Annotated in this window: 19 protein-coding genes; 9 read left to right on the plus strand and 10 right to left on the minus strand. The window is 36.3% G+C overall.

Annotation, left to right across the window (positions count from 1 at the left end):
* Positions 1 to 235: 235 nt before the first annotated feature.
* Complete coding sequence (locus MHH88_RS15600; RefSeq protein WP_069508677.1) at positions 236 to 610, minus strand: HsmA family protein; 375 nt, start codon at positions 608 to 610, stop codon at positions 236 to 238.
* A gap of 200 nt (positions 611 to 810) precedes the next feature.
* Between MHH88_RS15600 and MHH88_RS15605 the strand changes: the two genes are divergently transcribed.
* On the plus strand, positions 811 to 1,035 hold the full coding sequence (locus tag MHH88_RS15605; protein ID WP_069508680.1) for a phosphoglycerate mutase: 225 nt from the start codon (positions 811 to 813) through the stop codon (positions 1,033 to 1,035).
* 129 nt (positions 1,036 to 1,164) lie between these two features.
* On the opposite strand, the gene MHH88_RS15610 is transcribed toward MHH88_RS15605, so the two are convergent.
* On the minus strand, positions 1,165 to 2,349 hold the full coding sequence (locus tag MHH88_RS15610; protein ID WP_339259210.1) for an MFS transporter: 1,185 nt from the start codon (positions 2,347 to 2,349) through the stop codon (positions 1,165 to 1,167).
* Between the two features lie 108 nt (positions 2,350 to 2,457).
* Here MHH88_RS15610 and MHH88_RS15615 point away from each other — a divergent pair, with 108 nt between their 5' ends.
* Positions 2,458 to 2,841: a helix-turn-helix domain-containing protein gene (locus MHH88_RS15615; protein ID WP_069508689.1), complete on the plus strand. Its 384-nt coding sequence runs from the start codon at positions 2,458 to 2,460 to the stop codon at positions 2,839 to 2,841.
* A gap of 54 nt (positions 2,842 to 2,895) precedes the next feature.
* Here the strand turns inward: MHH88_RS15615 and MHH88_RS15620 are convergent, their stop codons facing one another.
* The 3 genes from MHH88_RS15620 to MHH88_RS15630 form a co-directional block, all read right to left on the minus strand.
* Positions 2,896 to 3,741, minus strand: coding sequence for an aldo/keto reductase (locus tag MHH88_RS15620; RefSeq protein ID WP_069508691.1), 846 nt, complete (start codon positions 3,739 to 3,741; stop codon positions 2,896 to 2,898).
* Between the two features lie 242 nt (positions 3,742 to 3,983).
* Complete coding sequence (locus MHH88_RS15625) at positions 3,984 to 5,351, minus strand: nuclease-related domain-containing protein (protein WP_339259214.1); 1,368 nt, start codon at positions 5,349 to 5,351, stop codon at positions 3,984 to 3,986.
* Positions 5,352 to 5,466: 115 nt separating this feature from the next.
* Positions 5,467 to 5,694 carry a hypothetical protein gene (locus tag MHH88_RS15630; RefSeq protein WP_069508694.1) on the minus strand — a complete coding sequence of 76 codons (228 nt, stop codon included), beginning with the start codon at positions 5,692 to 5,694 and terminating at the stop codon, positions 5,467 to 5,469.
* 196 nt (positions 5,695 to 5,890) lie between these two features.
* On the opposite strand from MHH88_RS15630, the gene MHH88_RS15635 reads away from it, so the two are divergent.
* On the plus strand, positions 5,891 to 7,273 hold the full coding sequence (locus MHH88_RS15635) for an SMI1/KNR4 family protein (RefSeq protein WP_339263097.1): 1,383 nt from the start codon (positions 5,891 to 5,893) through the stop codon (positions 7,271 to 7,273).
* Between the two features lie 276 nt (positions 7,274 to 7,549).
* Here the strand turns inward: MHH88_RS15635 and MHH88_RS15640 are convergent, their stop codons facing one another.
* The 4 genes from MHH88_RS15640 to MHH88_RS15655 all read right to left on the minus strand — a co-directional run bounded on the left by MHH88_RS15640 (position 7,550) and on the right by MHH88_RS15655 (position 11,841).
* Positions 7,550 to 8,257 carry a DUF4274 domain-containing protein gene (locus MHH88_RS15640; RefSeq protein ID WP_339259216.1) on the minus strand — a complete coding sequence of 236 codons (708 nt, stop codon included), beginning with the start codon at positions 8,255 to 8,257 and terminating at the stop codon, positions 7,550 to 7,552.
* 31 nt (positions 8,258 to 8,288) lie between these two features.
* Positions 8,289 to 9,575: a DUF1963 domain-containing protein gene (locus MHH88_RS15645; RefSeq protein ID WP_339259218.1), complete on the minus strand. Its 1,287-nt coding sequence runs from the start codon at positions 9,573 to 9,575 to the stop codon at positions 8,289 to 8,291.
* Positions 9,576 to 9,614: 39 nt separating this feature from the next.
* Positions 9,615 to 10,643 carry a DUF4303 domain-containing protein gene (locus MHH88_RS15650; protein ID WP_339259220.1) on the minus strand — a complete coding sequence of 343 codons (1,029 nt, stop codon included), beginning with the start codon at positions 10,641 to 10,643 and terminating at the stop codon, positions 9,615 to 9,617.
* Positions 10,644 to 10,785: 142 nt separating this feature from the next.
* Positions 10,786 to 11,841: an ankyrin repeat domain-containing protein gene (locus tag MHH88_RS15655; RefSeq protein ID WP_339259222.1), complete on the minus strand. Its 1,056-nt coding sequence runs from the start codon at positions 11,839 to 11,841 to the stop codon at positions 10,786 to 10,788.
* Positions 11,842 to 12,039: 198 nt separating this feature from the next.
* On the opposite strand from MHH88_RS15655, the gene MHH88_RS15660 reads away from it, so the two are divergent.
* From MHH88_RS15660 to MHH88_RS15685, 6 genes are all read left to right on the plus strand, one after another.
* Positions 12,040 to 12,444: a hypothetical protein gene (locus tag MHH88_RS15660; RefSeq protein ID WP_103976123.1), complete on the plus strand. Its 405-nt coding sequence runs from the start codon at positions 12,040 to 12,042 to the stop codon at positions 12,442 to 12,444.
* 394 nt (positions 12,445 to 12,838) lie between these two features.
* Entirely contained in the window at positions 12,839 to 13,444 is a 606-nt protein-coding gene (locus MHH88_RS15665) for a stalk domain-containing protein (RefSeq protein ID WP_339259225.1), read from the plus strand.
* A 186-nt stretch (positions 13,445 to 13,630) separates the two neighbouring features.
* Entirely contained in the window at positions 13,631 to 13,795 is a 165-nt protein-coding gene (locus MHH88_RS15670; protein ID WP_176723179.1) for a hypothetical protein, read from the plus strand.
* 425 nt (positions 13,796 to 14,220) lie between these two features.
* Positions 14,221 to 14,805, plus strand: a complete 585-nt coding sequence (locus MHH88_RS15675; protein ID WP_103976121.1) for a hypothetical protein — start codon at positions 14,221 to 14,223, stop codon at positions 14,803 to 14,805.
* The gene (locus tag MHH88_RS15680) at positions 14,802 to 15,389 is read left to right on the plus strand and encodes a hypothetical protein (RefSeq protein ID WP_339259229.1); all 588 of its coding nucleotides are present in this window, start codon (positions 14,802 to 14,804) and stop codon (positions 15,387 to 15,389) included. Before MHH88_RS15675 ends, MHH88_RS15680 begins: the two co-directional genes overlap by 4 nt.
* Before the next feature lie 329 nt (positions 15,390 to 15,718).
* Positions 15,719 to 16,813, plus strand: a complete 1,095-nt coding sequence (locus tag MHH88_RS15685; protein WP_339259231.1) for an NADH-dependent flavin oxidoreductase — start codon at positions 15,719 to 15,721, stop codon at positions 16,811 to 16,813.
* Positions 16,814 to 17,404: 591 nt separating this feature from the next.
* On the opposite strand, the gene MHH88_RS15690 is transcribed toward MHH88_RS15685, so the two are convergent.
* A complete protein-coding gene (locus MHH88_RS15690) occupies positions 17,405 to 18,001 on the minus strand; it encodes a hypothetical protein (RefSeq protein ID WP_339259233.1) in 597 nt (198 codons plus the stop codon).
* Positions 18,002 to 18,204: the final 203 nt, after the last annotated feature.

Here is an 18,204-nt window from a genome sequence, read left to right on the forward strand (position 1 = left end):
AATTAAAAGGGATTTACATTAATCGTAACCATCTAATTGGATGTTATTTTGCTCGTACATTTATTTTAGAGCTAAAATATAATGTTGATTTAGATAGCGCCTATTGAAAATTGGAATTCAGTAAATGCCCCATTCAACACCATACCATATATGATTTGAATATCAAATGAAAGTATTGTGACATAATAATAAAAGTGTAATTTTTATAACTGATTCAACCTTTTCAAAGTACCAACTAAAATTTATTAATCATCCCAAATATCATTCCGGATATATAAGGAATCAACCAGATAAACCATACGACCATGCTTAACTTATGAAACTTATGCTTCATTTTCGAGTCATTTTTCACCAATACAACGGAAGCCCAAATGGCATGAAATAACATTAAGACAATAGCTAATAAACCTGTTACACCATGAAAACTAAATAAAAATCCTTCTGTAGCCATTTTTTCCATCAAGGTCGTTCCAAGCGTATCGCATATGAAGCCTATCCAAAAAATGATCACATGCCACAATTTTAATGTTTTTTGAAATTTTTCTGACCAAACGCCTACTGAATAAAAAATTAATGCTGCTGTAATAAATATTGTAGCCACTATTAGCATTTCAATCACCCGATTCATAGCACAAATTTAAATGTACCGTTATAAGAATGCATACACTTATTGCCCAGATTTATTTTACAAAGGCAAGATGAACAACAGATGAACTGGTTACTATATAGTTCCTTAGTTTTTTAAGGACAGCGCTGTGCATTGGTTAATTATTACTGATATTGTATTATTTATAGTGGGGGTGCATATTAATGGATGAAATAGACATTTTAAATAAAGAAGCAATCAAAACAGATTTAGCGTTAATTAAATCTTGTTTGCGGTTAATCAATCAAACAGTCACATTAAGCAAACGAAGAGGAGAAACGTTTAACGCTTCAGAAAATGAAGAAATACATATGTTAATTTCAAAAATTGATAGGGACTTGCACAAAATTAAAGTAAACATCCAGTATGAAACGAAACATACGAACTGATCGCCCTCTTCTATAGCGCGACAATAAGGTTCGATTTGTATTTATATATTTTAGCTAAAATAATATCAACAAAAAGGAAGCCTTTTTTGAGCTTCCTTTTTCAATATCGTTACTTATGAAACTGACAATCTATTTTCTCTTTCTATCGAAAAGTATCCATGATAGTGTAACAATTGCTGCAAGCAGAACCATGAAAAATCCATAAAGCGGTGTATATGCTAACGATTGATGGCGAATAATAAAGCCCCCACTATAAGATCCTAGAAATATACCAATGTTAAAAGCAGAAATATTCAATGCGGAAGCCATCGAAATAGCTGTTGGTACATATTTTTCAGACAAAATCACTGCATATAGTTGCAACCCTGGGACATTCATGAACATAAATAGTCCCATTAACAGTACCATCATTAAACCGATAATTGGTGAGTTCAATGTAAAGTTAATGCCAAGTAATGCAAAGGCAAGTCCAAGAAAAATGATAAAGATTGAACGAAGTGGATTTTGATTAGCAAAGTGGCCTCCTAATGTATTTCCAATTGCAACACAAATACCATAAACAACTAAAATTACAACAACAGCATAGGGTGAATATCCCATGTATTGCTCTAAAATAGGTGAAATATAGGTGTAAGCAACAAAGGCACCACCATAGCCAATTGCAGTAATGAAAAGTATGAGTAACATGCGAATATTACTTAGTACTTGGCCGATATCACGCAAAGAGATTGGATTGCCTTTTGACAAATGATTAGGTACTAACATTGCGTTACTAATTAAACCTAAGACACCAATTACCACAATAAAGAGAAAAGACATGCGCCAGTCCATTACTTGACCAATAAAGGTACCAAGTGGAACCCCTGTTACAGTCGCTAATGTTAAACCTGTAAACATAAAAGCGATGGCACTTGCTCGTTTATGTGGTTCAACTACATCTGCCGCAATAACAGAAGCGATGGACATGAAAACACCGTGTGCTAACGCTGAAATAATACGTCCAATAATTAAAATAGAGAAAATAGGTGCTAACGCTGCTATTAAATTACCAATTATAAAAATGACCATTACAAGCAATAAAACCGTTTTGCGACGAAGGCGTGATGTTAAGGCTGTTAATAATGGCGCACCAATAGTTACACCTATTGCATATATCGAAACGGTTAATCCGGCTGTGCTTAACGATATATCAAAATCATCTTTTATTAATGGTAGTAGCCCTACACTGATAAATTCAGTGGACCCTATACCAAAAGCACTAATTGCAAGTGCTAACAAAGTTAATTTAGCATTTGGCTTTTTTAAATGTGACATACAATAACGATCTCCTTTGATTTTTCTTTTTAAGTGTAGTAATATCCATACATATCTAAAATGTCTATAGAGTACTTTTAGTTACTATTGAATATTACGGGGGTTACCATGCAAAAAATTTATAATATTGGTGTTGAAGCAACGCTTGAAGTGATAGGTGGAAAGTGGAAACCAATCATTCTATGTCATTTAAACCACCATGGTAAAATTCGCACAAATGAATTTCGCCGATTGATTCCAAAAATTTCGCAAAAAATGCTTACTAGTCAATTAAGAGAACTAGAGCAAGCTGGATTAATTAATCGCATGGTCTTCAATCAAGTTCCGCCGAAAGTTGAATATTCCTTAACGCCTTATGGAGAAGAAATGGAACCTATTTTGAATATGCTTTGCACATGGGGCGAAAAGCATGTTGAAGTATTACAAAATAAAGGTGAAGACGTCGTTTTAAAACAACGTGATGAAGATATCGCGATGCAGCATACATCGTAATAAGAGAAGAAAGAGACTGTCACATACTAGACAGTCTCTTTTCCTTTTGAATGCTTATAGTGCAAAGTCGAATTCATCTGGGTTTGGTCCAACACGTTGTTCAAGGTTCATCAAATTGATAATAGCCATTTCTTCGTCTGTTAAATGAAAGTCAAAAATATCAGCATTTTGCAGCATGCGTTCTCTACGTACAGATTTTGGAATTGTAATAACACCATTTTGCACATCCCAACGTAAAATAACTTGAGCAATAGATTTTCCATATTTAGTCGCAATTTGTGCAATCGTGTCATCTTCAAGCAGTCCACCTTGCATTAATGGTGCCCATGCTTCTAGGTGAATTTGGTGCTTATCACAAAATGTGCGAAGCTCCACTTGCTGTAAATGTGGGTGAAATTCTACCTGATTGACAACAGGTTTGATACGAGCAAATGATAATAGGTTTTCTAAGTGCGCTATTGTGAAATTACATACGCCAATTGCTTTGATTTTGCCTTGTTCATATAAATCTTCAAGTGCTCTCCAACTTTCTGCATACTTGTCTTTACCTGGCCAATGAATAAGGTAAAGATCTAAATATTCTAATCCTAGTTTTTGTAGGCTTTCTTCATATGCCGCAATGGTATCGTCATAGCTTAATCCGTCATTCCATACTTTTGATGTAATAAATAAGTCTTCACGACGTAAGTTAGTAGATGCAAGCGCTAAGTTAATACCTTCACCTACGCCCACTTCATTGCCGTAAATAGCAGCAGTATCAATACTTCGATAGCCAACCTCTATGGCATTTTTCACCATCTCAGCAGTAGCATCATTTTCTACTTGAAAAACACCTAACCCCATTCCAGGCATTTGTAAACCGTTATTTAATGTGATTGTATCTTGTAAATGTTGAATCATTTTTATTCCTCCATTTGTCTGTTTGCTTGATTGCTTTCTCATTATGAAGTCCAGCAAGAGGAAATAAAAGTACGCACATTTTCGTTTCATAGTAACGTCGAGGTAACATTTGTGAATTGACAATGCTTCGGAGGAAAAATATTTTTAATAGTTTCTTGGAAAAAGAGCTCTTACAGCATAAAATAATGAAAAGACACATGCCTAAGTGGTATGTGTCTTTTCAAAGTTTGTTCTAAACTGACTTATTTTTTTGTACCTTTACTTGCCTCATTTTTGTATTCATGAATCAAATGGAATATGTCTGCCCCATAGCCTTCTACAAGATTAATCATTTTTCGGGCGTCACGCAATTGATGGTTATAATTTTCAATTGGATAGACCTTTGGCGGAAGACGATTGGATTGTATAATGCTTTTCACTTTGTTTAAAGTATCTTGAGATAGATTATCATTAAATTTTTGAATTTGGTGATAAATTTGTGATATTCGAATAACTGGGATATCTGATTCATTTTCTATCATAACTTTATCATTGGCAATAACAATTAAGGTACGAAGTTGAATTTTTGGAGCAGCTTCTCCATAAAGTAATGTCCATTGTTCTCGGATCAGTCGTTCTTTTAAGAAAATATGGCGGTTGTTTTGTGCTGTGACATCCTTCATCGGTTGAACACTATTAGCATATACTCGTTGCCATTGTCCATCCTTTGCAATTTTTAAGCTGTATGAACCACTCTCAGAGAAGTTTTTAACCTCTAATATAAAGATACCATTTGGTGAAAAAATGATATTATCCGTTTCTACCGATTGTCCATCTACTTCTATCCGAACATTTGATAAGTATGAACAATATTCAGAAAGCATCTTTAACTCATTTTCTACACGCTCTTCGCCTCGATTACCAGCACTAGCAATCCCCTCATTTTTTTCATATGTATGATACGCCTTTGCCCACTCATCATTGTATGCTCTAATCAGCATTTGTTGATTAGTAAGTAATTCAATATCAATTGTTCCCTTTTGAATGAATGAGTCAAGTATTAAAGAGACATAAGTCGGATAGCCAAAATCGAGACTGTTAATCGTTTCAAAAACCTTCGTGGCATTATCACTATATAACTTTAAGCCATCTAATTCATTTATTTGTTGTTTTATGTATTCGGGTTGTTCATTATTCGGAACATTTACCAGTTGAGGTTGGAGAGGAAAAATAGTCGGGTTTATGAAACCTTTGTTTGCCTGCACATCATTCCAAGAAGTGAACGGAAAATATTTTTCTTTTAAGATTTGAAGGATCGACTCTAAATGCTCTACCTTTTTCATTTCTTGCTTATATGTCCTTATTCTAAAAAACCAAAGAATAAGAGCAGCTAATATAAATAACAAAATCGTTGGCATAATCAGTTCTATTGATATTCTTAACATCACTTCACTAGCAGTCTCATTCAGACCTGCCCTTGTATTAAATCCTTTATAAAGCCACGCAATTACGTAAAAAATAATCACTTTAGGTAAAATTTTTGATAACAAAGTTACCTTGTAATTTTCTACGATTATATTTTTCCGATTCTTCAAATAAGTTGTAAGGTCTGGTTCTTTATATCCAAACATGGTGTATACTCCCCTCATTTCTTTGTATTTCTATTTTAGCATACCTTTTTTCACAAACATATGTGGGACATAAGAAAAAGCCACCCCACAATTGGAGATGACTTAATGCATTGGATTAATCAAATGTGACAACATTTTGCACGACCGATACCTTATACACTTCTTTCGTACTAATTAATATCGTTTTAAAATGTTCAGTTTCGGTAAATGAATACCAAGGCTTTTCATTGAATCCATTAGACAGTTCTTCTACAAATGTTTCTTGTCCAATATTCTGTTTAATTTTATATTCTTCTTCACGGCTTTCATTAAAGTAAAACTTCACGGTATATTCATAATCCATTAGCCAGCACCCCCCATCTATCTATAGCATGGGATAAATGGGCATGAAGTAATCAATAAACAATCAATATGTAAACCCCGCTATGGTTTCATACAGGAAAATTCTAGAATCCTTCATTTATAGATGTTACTATTTAAAGGTAGAGATTTATCAGATACATATGTAGTATTTATTGAGAAATCATTTGGAGGTAGAAATGGAACAAAAGCTTATAAATCAATTGAACGAGTGGCATGAAGTAGACGAACATCAGCGAATTGTCGATACACTTTTAGCAATTCCTGAAGAAGAACGAGACGATGAATTGATTAGCATTTTGGCTAGAGCCTATAACAATTTGGGTCTTTACGAAGAAGCGCTCAATCATTTTAGTAAAATTTCTGAGGCAGGTAAACAAGATGCGCTATGGCATTATCGGGTAGGCTTTGCTTTCTATTATTTAAACCGCTATGAGGAAGCAGCTCAAGCTTTCAGCATATCTGACCAATTAGATTCCGGAGATCGCAGCACCGAGTATTTTCTAAGACAGAGTACCCTTAAAGCTAAGAAGCAAAAAAGTGAAGCACTTCGGCTTGCCCAGAAGAAGGCCTACTCCGAGCGAGGCGGTTCCGTAGAAAAGAGGATTCCTTTTTCAAATATGTCTCTAAGTGCATTTTGGGAAGATAGCGAGTATGCAAGAACATCCTATCAATCTGAGCCACCGTCAGATGAACTAATTGCCTCTATAGAGAAAGAACTTGGTTATAAACTCCCCGCTTCGTATATTTATATAATGAAGCAACACAATGGCGGAGTACCGAGGAATACTTGCTTTCCAACAGAGATGGCAACTTCCTGGGCGGAAGATCATATTGCCATTACAGGTATTATGGGTATTGGACGTGAGAAAAGCTATTCCCTATGCGGAGATTTGGGTAGTCCGTTTATGATAGAGGAATGGGGATATCCAGACATTGGAGTAGTTATTTGTGATTGTCCTTCAGCCGGGCATGATGTCGTGATGTTAGACTATCGAGCATGTGGTCGAGATGGTGAACCTGAAGTGATTCATGTCGATCAAGAAGATGATTATGAGATTACGTTCCTTGCCGATAATTTTGAAGCGTTTATTAAAGGCTTAGTGAGTGAAGAACAATATGATACTTCTGAAGAAGACAAAGAAGAAGCCCTGGCTAAAGTAGCAAACGGGAAGTTTTCTCCTCTGCTGGAGGAGCTGTGCTCTCGTGTAACAGAGGTGGAACAAGTGGAACAGAAAATCCGTAGCATATGTACACAGATTGTCGAAGAGAAAGGCCATTTTAGTTTTCATGCAGATCCATTATCCTATACCATGTATGATGTGCAATTTTGGTTATATACGAAGTCGTATCCTGAAACTAGTTACGACCAATATATAGAAGCTTATCAAAACATCATCGCATTTGGCAGTGAGTTCGGTCTAGGTGGGTATGCGCCTTCCTTTATTACAGATTGGCTCAATCAACGCCTGAACGAAGGGCTGATTGTACAAGAACATGGAATTATTCGCTTTAGCAATGTGTTAGCAGAGGAAATCATCAATAAATTAAATGCTTACTAATAATGCAAAGAGGCTGGAACATAACTAAAAAATTTAAGGAACAGAGGAAAGGTGTTCATAAATTTTTGCTATATGGAGGACTTAGCTATTCTTGCTTTTGCAATTAATAAAAAATTAAAAGGGTTCACTAGTTGTTGGTAGCGAAGGCGGTGACTCCTGCGGGAATGCACGTAGCGTAAGACGCTACGAACCGCGCGCTAGCAAGGGTTGCGGCTTACTGTGCTGAGCGGAAAGCACCGCCGAAGCGGACAACAACGGCGCAGCCTCTTCTTATCATTAGTGACGGCACTGCTCTAATCTTTTATACAGTGCAACAGCAAGCTCCGTAAAGCGCTTCTCCTCTTCTGTGTTTAGTAAATCATGTGAATCCCTCTTGTCCATCCAGTAATCCCCATCTAACAAATCATACATATCAAGAAGTGTAATTTCAGACGTTGCTGGATTATGAAAAACGGACAGCATCGGTTCCGGACCATCATCCCAGTTATATCCGTTCACAATGGCATGTAATATTTCTGGCGAATTAATGTGTGCTATCTTCTCGCATAGTTTGTTCTGTGACTCTTCATACAACAGCTCCTCAACAAAGCTTTGCTCTTCCATTGTCAACGAAAGGCGAACCGCTCCTTTTGTTGCAAGTAGAAGATCAGCAAGCTTTTTATCTGTACGAGCTGCATTCCAAGCCGTCGCTAAAATACCCAGTGGCGAATCCAGTTCGGCTCCCGCTTCGATCAGCTTCAATATAGCATCCACTTGCTTGAACTTTACAGCTTTTTTAAGTGGCGTTTCACCCAGTTTATCTTGTGCTTCAAGTTCTGCTCCGTGCTCTATTAATATTTCAATCGCTTGTACAGGCATACGATTAGTTAAAAAAAGCATCAGCGGTGTCCTCCCCCGCTCGTCCCGTTCATTCACATCCAGTTCCATCGCTGCCTTGTGGACAAGTGGTAGATTATCTGCCTTGCTAACTTCCTTCCAATGCAAGGTTATTCCCCCTTTGACATAGTAACGTTATTTAGCTTTGCTGATAGATAGTTGCTGTAATATTGTCTTTTGGACAGACAAACATATAAAAAATACCTTCAGCATATTCATCAAAATCAGCATAATCAATCTGCCCTATAAAACGCATTCTTTGCTCACAGCAATGGCAAAGCGGATATGTTGGATCCTGCACCCAGCTTGGATAACCACCAATCTGCGAATTTAATTGTGACATCGTCCAAAGCGCAGCATAGTATGGTGATTGTGGCTCATGTGCAAGGGCTAACCTAGGTATGATTTCAATAGAGCTGTTTACGTCATCAATATCTGGAAGATACGCTGGTTTTTGATTATAACGGCTCCAAACAGGCACACCATCATTGTCCAACTCCATGTAGATTGTGCTAAAGCTTCCACATAAATCACAGGTTATTACCTGCAAGTTCTTGTGCATGTTGAGATAATGCAAGGATGGATGTGAGGTAGCCACGTCCATTAATTTCGTTAACTTCCTATGACACCACGGACAGGTTGAATGACTTGTCTCAAGAAAATGCGCATACTGCTCTTCATTGAAATCTTCAATTTGTTGATCTGTTTGCCTAATTGCATAGCAGACATGGTTAATTAGGTCACGCTTCTTTCCTTCACGGCTAAGCTCCCATCCGCCTTCAAGAGCGTAGGTTTCTGGCGTTACATACAACTGCTCTGTCCATATTGGCGGCTGTTTTCGCCATTGCCGAAACTGCTCTATGACCATGGCATTACCAATCCAACCGAGCATAAGGAGAAGATGGTTTCGGTTATCTTGATCCCATTTAACACGCTCTAAAAGGAGCTGTTGTGTATCTGGTGGTGCATCTTTAAAAACAAGTGGATAATGAAACAAACTACGCTCCATCAGTTCAGGTAAAGCATTGGCGATATTTTTATTTCGATAGCATACTAGCGACAATAGAATTTCCTCTGCTTCACTTTCATTGTTTATAGCGAGTAATTCCATGGCATATTTCAGCATATTGTCCGCTTCTTGTTCTGATAACGCTATGTATATCTGCTCCATGCTTAACGGATAAGGAATGTATTGGATAAGTGGGTCATACGTTCTCGGCGCATGCATTACCTTAAGAATGTCCACATAATTCGTAAGTCCTTCATAGGGATTAACCGTTTTGCGGTGCTGCTCAATATACCCTTGTTGCTTTTTTCGTGCATGCTCCTGATGGCATGGCATACAAATACCATCTGTTTTGGCTGCTGTAGTCGGGAGTATTGTTGCGCTACAACCTTCCGTCTTACATGGTATCCGGTCCGTCATACTGGATTCCCCCTTCGCCTTATGCGATTTTTATAAAAATTATAAGCGAGCACCTTGTTTTTCCATATCTTCTAACACCACCATTAGAATGCGCCTAGTCTCATCTTTAAGTTCACTGTTCAGATGCTCCTGAATATGTGGGATGGCGTGACCTCCAAGTTCCACTAGTTGTTCATAAGCCTCATAATCTGTTCGCCAGAAGCTTCGCATGCTCCCTTTACCAAACTCTCCTCTTTCGATCACATCTACCCAATGTTTTACCTGTTCAACAAGGGGGCGTTGCTGTATAGTTTCGACAGCAGAACGGAATTCCATATCTTTCTTCATTAAGTCAGGCATTGTTTGATACAATTGATCTTCGGGTACAGTTTTTCTTATAAGCTGACTTAATGTCAAATAGTCACCACCAACGCCATCCGCGGCTGACACGTAAGCAATAAAGTCCTTGGTACGATTCAATTGCTTTAGGTCGTTTTGCAATCGATGAATAACTTGGATGGCCATTAAAAAGAGTTCTGAATCTATAATGGTCTTTTCAAATATGTAGTTTTCCTCATTGCTTAAATACTCGGGTGTTTCTTGGCTAATACAGGTGAACATATCAAGATAGGTTTCAAGGCCATTCGGCAACTCGTCGTACATAAAGGGATAATCGCCTTCACTAAATTTACAGGAACTATAGATTTGCTCTAGGGTTTGATTGTAAAACTTGCTACCAGTTCTTAAGTAACTTTCTTGATATTGGGCGTAGTATTGAGCAACCGTTTGCTCTAAAGAATCCCGATTATTAATGTACACTATATAGCTGCCATTATAGCTATCCGTATAGAGCGAGAAAGTATACACATCTTTATTTCCTCCTTCTTCTATATAGTTAGCAATGGCAGATTGGCAGAAGTCGTAAAGGGCATTCTCCAAATCACGTGTACTAATGAATATCCCATCTTCGGAACCAAATGTCGTTATTTCTTGAATCGTTTGATTGGCCGTACAAAGTAGATAACTTCCCTTACCTTCTAATTCTCTTCTCCCACTAATTAACTTCCCGATATGAACATCATAACTCATAGTGAAATAATCCCTCCAAATATGTTTAATGATTTAATAACATTGTTCTGTCATTTTATCTGCCCGATTCTCCTTTTCAGCTGGTAAAGCAAAAGGATTGCTAGTGCATTAGATGCTTATGGGCTGAACAAGTCATACGTAGTTATCGCTTATAATCTGGCTGTTCCAATGTCATTGGATTCGGATTGCTAAGTACCCAATGCACAGCTAGTTCGCACAGTCTTGCAGGTTCATCATTACCATTGCCGTTATGAAGTTTTTTCACTAATGTTTCAGCCTCCTGCAAGGTAGCAGGGTTGAATGGCGTGCCCATACGAAAATAATGGCTCAAACTATGGAGCATCTTACGATATTGATTATCCCAGTTGATACCGCCGTTATCTAAAATTTCATAAGCTACTTTACCAGTAATACGAATCGCCTCACCCTGTACGGTTTTCGCATGACCTTGTGAAGGAATAAGTAAACTCCATAGTTCATTATGCTGCGCCTGCCAACCTTTTGTGGATACCGTTATTGGAGAGCTGCCATCATGCGTTTTTCGTTTTCCGACTGGGGGAACAGCAAATAGCTGATATAGACGGTAAAGAGCCTCATCCGTTTGATTCAAATATTCCTTATTAAAGTTATCTCGGTGAAATTCAAAATCGTTGCCAATTCGCTTAATAGCATTCTGCATATCCTGCGTTACAGTTGCTCCAGCGTTTAGCAAAATTTCAGCAACCTTTGCCATATTGACGATATCTATGTTTCGACACGTTGCCAAAGCTTTTTCTAAGGGTGTTTGCTTCATCTTGTTTTCTGCGCTAAAATTTGCGCCTTTGCCAACTAATGTGTAAACTGCATTTGGATTAAATGACCCTGCCGCTGCAAATAAAGGTGTCTCATTTTGATAATCCAGTGCTTCTATCGCTGCACCCAACTCAAGCAGCAATTCTATATTTCCGCACCAACTCATTGCCTGTTTATGTAGAGCCGTTCTTCCGTAACTATCACGCGCATTAATATCAGCCCCCTGCTTCACAAGCCAGCGAACCAAATCATTCGGTACTTTAAAAAAACTCAAAGCTGTTGATTTACTGTAACCACCACGGGCATCTAATTCACATTGTGAAAATACCTCTTTTAACGCTGATAAATCGCCTACTTCAATGAGTTCCTCGAAATTTTTCGGTAAGGTTTTTCGCTTCCTGCCCATTTACGTTCTCTCCTTAAGTCAGTTTTTTAAAATCACTCCATTCCTATATTTTACTACTTATTCATTTCTTGTAGTATGCATTTTCCATAAATATCGTGTTAATCGTCTGCTTCTAACGAAAAGTTTAATAATGCATATTTAAAGTATTAAACGAAGCAATAGTTCATAGGCTATTGTAAAATGCAATGGAGGATGGCTATGAGCATTGAAGTTATTACATTATCACCGACATTATTTCATGTGTTTAAAGCAGGCGAGTCCAATCCTAAAAAGGAAATGCGTATTATCTATGGGCAAGCTACATCAGATGCTAATGGTGTAGCGACGTTTTATTTTACAGATAATGCATTAGCTACGGGCAATACCCTGTTATCCACAATCGACTACGCAGTGTCAAGCGTCTATTCCACCAATTCATCGATTAATGCCAGACCGAGGGTACAAATGAGAGAAAAGAACATCGCTGCAAAATATGTCTCTGCTAATGTTACAAATATAAGTGGTGTAACAGTTTTAGGCATTAACGTTTTAGGTTCAGAAAACCCCGTAAGTGGCGTAGTAGTCGATTTCATGATATTAGGCAGCTTTAATACCCAAATTTAAATCAAGGATAGCTTGTTCCTAATTATTTCCTTCTACATACCAGGATTTTTTTTTACGATCCCCAAAATTGAAGATTACTCTTATTATCTCAGTGGCAGTTTTCCACTAACTAGGAAATCGAATTCTACGCTTTTATATGTATATCAAATGAAAAAGAAGTATTGATTTAAGGTAGTATTAGCTATTTTATTAAGCCACCTATTTTTTGTAATTTCACAATATATGCAAAGATTTTCTTTAGTTTGGACGCTATTTCTCATTCCAATCACAAAATTATCCTTTTATCCTAATTAGAAGAAACCTATTTAAGCAGATACCTATTATGGTTATCTGTTTTTTGTTATATACAAAACTTATTCAATTCCCTATTATGGTTAAAAAAGGAGGATTTAATTTGAAAAAATCAACAGTTATATTGAGTGTATTCATTTTACTATTTACGTTTAGTATGGGTGCTTACGCTGCCACTAAGTACAATTTCACTTTCGACGGCAACAAAAAATCTATCGATGTACAGTTAATTAATAATAAGGCTTATGTACCACTAAATGAAGTTACAGAACTATTTGGTGGGAAAGTAACTTACGATAGCAAATCTAAAACATATGCTGTTACATCCAATTCTAGTAATACTTCTACTACCCAATCGGAATTATCAAAAACGATTAACGGTGTTACGGTGAAAATTGACAAAGTCATTCAGGATTCAGATTCTCTAAAAGTATATTTAACGTATATTAATAACTCAAATGATAAAATAAACACTAGCGTTTCTTTATCTAGGATAGTGGCAAATGGCAAGCAATACAGTTACAAACATGATTTCAATTTTGATAGATGGTATAAAAAAGATGTTCCTCATGCTGATTCATATATTGAACCAGGTGTAACTGCCGAAAATGTAATTTTCTTTGAACCTGTCAATGCTGATTCAATTAATATTGCCCTAACTGCTAACTGGGAAGATTACAAATTTAATAATGTAAAGATCACAAAATAAACGTCTCATATCAAACAGATAACTACTACTAGTTGTCTGTTTTTTTATTTTTGTGTGCCATCCATTATCGTCGTTATCAAAGCCTGTCTACTAGTGGATGGAAAAATAATTTTGAAAATGTGAATTTGAAAAAAACAAGGATATTTTATGGAGATACGTTAAATACTATTTTTAGGAGGTGTCGAAATGAAAAGGGATAAAAAAGATACAGAATTTGCAACAGACGAGTCAACAAAACCATCCAATATTAAAAAACCTAATGCGCGTGTCGGGCATACTGAACCCCCTCGCCCAAAACATGAAGAAGACCTAATTATGGATGAGAAAAAAAGTAAGTCGACTTCATTATAAATAAGACCATTTTTGCCTATATTTTGACCACTTCATTTGGGGTGGTCTTTTTCTTTTCAGAGAATCTGTTTTATGTTAGAAGTACGACAACAAATAAATCATTTTCTCTGATGAGAATACATTTTAGCCATGATTTATAGATAACATGCGGGATATCCCTTTTCATTTGGCGTCTATTTACCTTACGCTGCCCTTCAAATGCCTCTTTTCACCAACATGTTTAGTCATATAAATAGTCGAGTTTATAGATACATACAATATAAAAAGAGAGTACAAACCTTGATTGTTTTTAAAACGTTTGTTTAAAAAACAAATACACGTTTATGTAAAAAATTTGAAAATTAAGAAAAGGTACTATATAATTTCACTAACCTAATTATTGGAAAATTTTAGGTTAAAATTTGTATGATGAATGGAGGATGTTTATGAAGAAAACCTTATTAGCAACATCAATGTTATGTTTACTTTCTTTACATGCTGTTAGTGGTGCTGGCGCTGAAGAACCTGTAGAGCTTACAAACGCAGTAGACTTTACAAACTCGGAGGACTATACAGAATACGATAACGCTCCACTTGAAACTTTGCCAAGTATTGCGCCATATGCCAGTGATATGTCAGGGTATGAATATGTGCATTCTAGTTCCTCTAGAAACAATCAACTAGAATTTCAACATTTAGCTAAAAATCCTAGTTCAGTCACGGATTCTGTTAGTTATTCAGTAGCTGTTACGCAATCTTCTTCAGCTAATGTTGCTACTAGTGCTACTTTTAAGTCAATGGTGGCTGAAGTTGGGGTTTCAACTCAAGTAGAACTAGGTACATCCACTACAAAAACACTTTCAATCACATGGTCTATTCCCGCCAATTCAAATTATTTGTTAAGAGCAGGAAGCAGTTGGGTTCAAGCAAGTGGAACTGAAAAACTATGGAGTGCAGGCAAAGTAATAAGTTCTAAGACTGTGACAGGAAAATGGACGTATACTAGTTGGAGCGATAAGGTTAAACAATGATAAAAATTAAGCGTAAATATTTTATTTTTATTCTAGTTATTTTAACATCTATTTTTATGATTGTAGCATGCGATAGTAATCAACAAATTGAAGATAAACAAAGTAACAATCAGCAATTAGAGGAAAAACAAAATAATCATCAACAACAACAAATGGAGGAAGTCAGTAGTACCGTTTCTTTAGAAAAGCAATTTATTCCACCAAATTTTGGAGTTGATGAATTTAAAGTAAACGCTAATGATAAATTAGTGGAATTTAAAATTTCTTACAGAATCAGTCCCCAGCTTTATGATGTGTTAAGACAAATTGATAGTAAATATTATTTTGAATTGAAGATACCCGAAAATATTTCTTCAATAATAAACAAAGATAGTACAGGGTTAGTTCCTGGAGCTATTATGGAATTTAATGCACTAAAATATATTGTTACTCTTAATATAGAAGTAGAAAAACCGATGACTACTAGTGAAATAAAAGAGCTAGTACAAAATAAAAATGGTTATGGATTATATATTTATGACCAAGATAAAGATGCGATTCATTACTTTGATGATGTTGAGTTGTTTTCTACGATACCTAAGTAATGGGCTAGTTTAAAAGGTTACACAATATTGGAAGCTAATGACATGGAAAAAAGCGACTCTTTGGACGCTTTTTTTCTAAGTTTTATTAGAATACGTAAGTGTCCTTCGTGCCGCTAACGTGAAGTAAGATGTATCTTGCGCATTGTGTAAGAGTGAAATAACGAATAGTCGTTTTCAAAGGCTCCAATTATGGCAGTATGCTGTGGATCAATATTTTAGGCCATTTCTGATTTTTTCATTATGATGTAGTAAATAGAAGATAGCCGTAAGCATGATCTTTGACTTTTAAATCCTATAAATTTACTCTTGTTTTAGAAGGAGTGAATAACATGACAACTTTTTTAACACCATTTACTTTTCATAACGGCGTCAAAATTCGTAATCGTTACTTAATGGCACCAATGACCACTTACTCAGCAAATGCGGATGATACGGTATCAGATGCGGAGATTACATATTACCGTGAACGCTCATTTGGCGTCGGTGCGGTGATTACAGCATGTGCTTACGTACTTCCTAATGGGAAAGGCTTCCCGGGTCAAATTTCGGCACATAGCGATGAATATATTTTGAGCTTAAAACGTATTGCTGATGCGATTCACGACGGTGGCGCAAAAGCAATTTTACAAATATATCACGGCGGTCGCCAAGCAGTACGCGACCTTGTGCCAAATGGCGATATCGTAAGCGCAAGTGAAACCGTTGCAGCAGATGGCGGTATGGCACGTGCATTAACGGTAGAAGAAATTGAGGAAATTGTCGTAGCATTTGGTGAAACGACACGTCGCGCTATTGAAGCAGGATTTGACGGTGTGGAGATTCACGGTGCAAATACGTATCTATTACAACAATTCTTCTCAGGCTTTACAAATAAACGGACAGACCGTTATGGTGGCTCTGTTGAAAAACGTATGACATTCTTATTAGAAATTATCGAAAGTGTAAACCGTGCTAAAGCGCAATATGCGAATGATCAATTTATCATTGGTTATCGTTTTAGCCCAGAAGAGCCTGAAGAAGACGGTATCTCGCTAGATGAAACGGTTCAACTTGTCAATCGTTTAGCAGATGAAAAGCTCGATTACTTGCACATTTCATTAGGTGATTTCCGCTCTAAAGCACATCGTTATAGCGGTGAAAAAGAAAACCGTATTAAAATTTTAAAACGCGTCATTGACGGACGAATACCGTTTATCGGTGTTGGTTCCATTTATTCACCAGAAGATGCGAAAGAAGCGATGGAAACAGGTGCTGATTTACTTGCACTTGGTCGTGAGCTATTAATTGAAGCACACTGGGTGGAAAAAGTAGCCGCTGGTGAACCCGTTATTACTGAAATGGATATGAGCCGCGATAATAACATACCGGAGCCCCTAATGAACATGATGAAACGTAATGTAGGTTGGGTCCCTGGCGTAAAGTAATTGTAAAAACGAACCACCATAACGAACTAAACTCAAACAAATGGCACAACATAAAGAACAAATGATATACAATGATCTGCTTAGGGAAGCAACAGATTGTATGGATGCTAGCGATGGCCAACAATTATTTGTGGACTTTCATTTATAACTAAGCGTGTAACAACTATTCAAGACTTCCCTGCACAGTTCATTTTCTTACGTATTCTCAATAAAGAAAAAGCGTCTCAAACCTTTGATGTAAAAAGGTTTAAGGCGCTGCAGGGTTCCAAAATAAAATGAGGCTGGGACATAAGAGAAAAAGTGTTAGATTGACTGCCATCAATCTAACACTTTTTTGCTATGCCGTTGTTGTCCGCTACGGCGGTGCTTTCCGCTCAGCACAGTAAGCCGCAACCCTCGCTAACGCGCGGAATGCCAGCGTCTAACATTATGTGCTGTTCTGAGCTGGAGTCACCGCCTTCGCTACCAACAACTAGTGAACACTTCTAATTTTCAAAGCAAGAATAGCTAAGGTCTCCATATAGCAAAAAATTATGAACACCTTTCGTCCGTTTCTTAAATTTTTTTAGTTATGTCCCAGCCCCTTACTTTTTAAATACTTGTTCCATCCGTAAAGATTATGGATTTAATTTTGTATTTAAATTTCATATTCTCAAATGGCAAATTATAAAAACGCATATCTTCATCTTTGAATTGATTTAAATCAACAGCAGTATTGAAGTTTGAAGAACCATTTGCAGGAATAACATCCCACTCATATTTGGAATCTAATGTGTATACTAATTCACCAAACATATCATAAAAATATGTTTCTGCTATAAATCCTTTTATGTCTTTATCTGTATGGTTCATATATTTCATAATAAAATTTAATTCATATCCATAGACATTATCATCAATACTTGGATCCCTAGGAATAACATCTTCTAAAACTAATGTCAAAGATGTATTTAAATGATTGTCTTCAGCAATCTCTTCATTTTTGGAAATTTTCTCGACACTTTCAACTAAACCATCTTGATTTGATGTACTTACTTTTTCTTTTTCCTCTTGATTTAAAGTTTCTACTTTCTCTTGTTCATTCACACCTGATTTATCAACACTTTCTTCTTTCTGATTACATGCTGATAAAATTAAAACATAAAATAAACTTAGTAATAATAATAACTTTATCTTACTATTTTCCATAATTATTCCTCCAAATATGTATTAATCTATATGGTATCATAATTAAAATTTCACTCAATACAAAATAAACATTTTGAGTGCCTCATAGTACAATTTATTTCAAAAAATCCCTTCGAAATAAGGCCAAATAATTATAAGAAAAAGAAAATTTCACACCTAAATTTCGTTTAACAATATTCCTAAACACATCTACTATTTCTAGT

The sequence above is a fragment of the Lysinibacillus sp. FSL K6-3209 genome (genome assembly GCF_037976175.1).
Taxonomy (GTDB): domain Bacteria; phylum Bacillota; class Bacilli; order Bacillales_A; family Planococcaceae; genus Lysinibacillus; species Lysinibacillus sphaericus_D.

What these genes read in the sequence shown, in the direction of transcription:
- MHH88_RS15600 (WP_069508677.1), bottom strand. Translation starts at nt 610, where the DNA reads ATGCTAATAGTGGCTACAATATTTATTACAGCAGCATTAATTTTTTAT.
- MHH88_RS15605 (WP_069508680.1), top strand. Translation starts at nt 811, where the DNA reads ATGGATGAAATAGACATTTTAAATAAAGAAGCAATCAAAACAGATTTA.
- MHH88_RS15610 (WP_339259210.1), bottom strand. Translation starts at nt 2,349, where the DNA reads ATGTCACATTTAAAAAAGCCAAATGCTAAATTAACTTTGTTAGCACTT.
- MHH88_RS15615 (WP_069508689.1), top strand. Translation starts at nt 2,458, where the DNA reads ATGCAAAAAATTTATAATATTGGTGTTGAAGCAACGCTTGAAGTGATA.
- MHH88_RS15620 (WP_069508691.1), bottom strand. Translation starts at nt 3,741, where the DNA reads ATGATTCAACATTTACAAGATACAATCACATTAAATAACGGTTTACAA.
- MHH88_RS15625 (WP_339259214.1), bottom strand. Translation starts at nt 5,351, where the DNA reads ATGTTTGGATATAAAGAACCAGACCTTACAACTTATTTGAAGAATCGG.
- MHH88_RS15630 (WP_069508694.1), bottom strand. Translation starts at nt 5,694, where the DNA reads ATGGATTATGAATATACCGTGAAGTTTTACTTTAATGAAAGCCGTGAA.
- MHH88_RS15635 (WP_339263097.1), top strand. Translation starts at nt 5,891, where the DNA reads ATGGAACAAAAGCTTATAAATCAATTGAACGAGTGGCATGAAGTAGAC.
- MHH88_RS15645 (WP_339259218.1), bottom strand. Translation starts at nt 9,575, where the DNA reads ATGACGGACCGGATACCATGTAAGACGGAAGGTTGTAGCGCAACAATA.
- MHH88_RS15650 (WP_339259220.1), bottom strand. Translation starts at nt 10,643, where the DNA reads ATGAGTTATGATGTTCATATCGGGAAGTTAATTAGTGGGAGAAGAGAA.
- MHH88_RS15655 (WP_339259222.1), bottom strand. Translation starts at nt 11,841, where the DNA reads ATGGGCAGGAAGCGAAAAACCTTACCGAAAAATTTCGAGGAACTCATT.
- MHH88_RS15660 (WP_103976123.1), top strand. Translation starts at nt 12,040, where the DNA reads ATGAGCATTGAAGTTATTACATTATCACCGACATTATTTCATGTGTTT.
- MHH88_RS15670 (WP_176723179.1), top strand. Translation starts at nt 13,631, where the DNA reads ATGAAAAGGGATAAAAAAGATACAGAATTTGCAACAGACGAGTCAACA.
- MHH88_RS15675 (WP_103976121.1), top strand. Translation starts at nt 14,221, where the DNA reads ATGAAGAAAACCTTATTAGCAACATCAATGTTATGTTTACTTTCTTTA.
- MHH88_RS15680 (WP_339259229.1), top strand. Translation starts at nt 14,802, where the DNA reads ATGATAAAAATTAAGCGTAAATATTTTATTTTTATTCTAGTTATTTTA.
- MHH88_RS15685 (WP_339259231.1), top strand. Translation starts at nt 15,719, where the DNA reads ATGACAACTTTTTTAACACCATTTACTTTTCATAACGGCGTCAAAATT.
- MHH88_RS15690 (WP_339259233.1), bottom strand. Translation starts at nt 18,001, where the DNA reads ATGGAAAATAGTAAGATAAAGTTATTATTATTACTAAGTTTATTTTAT.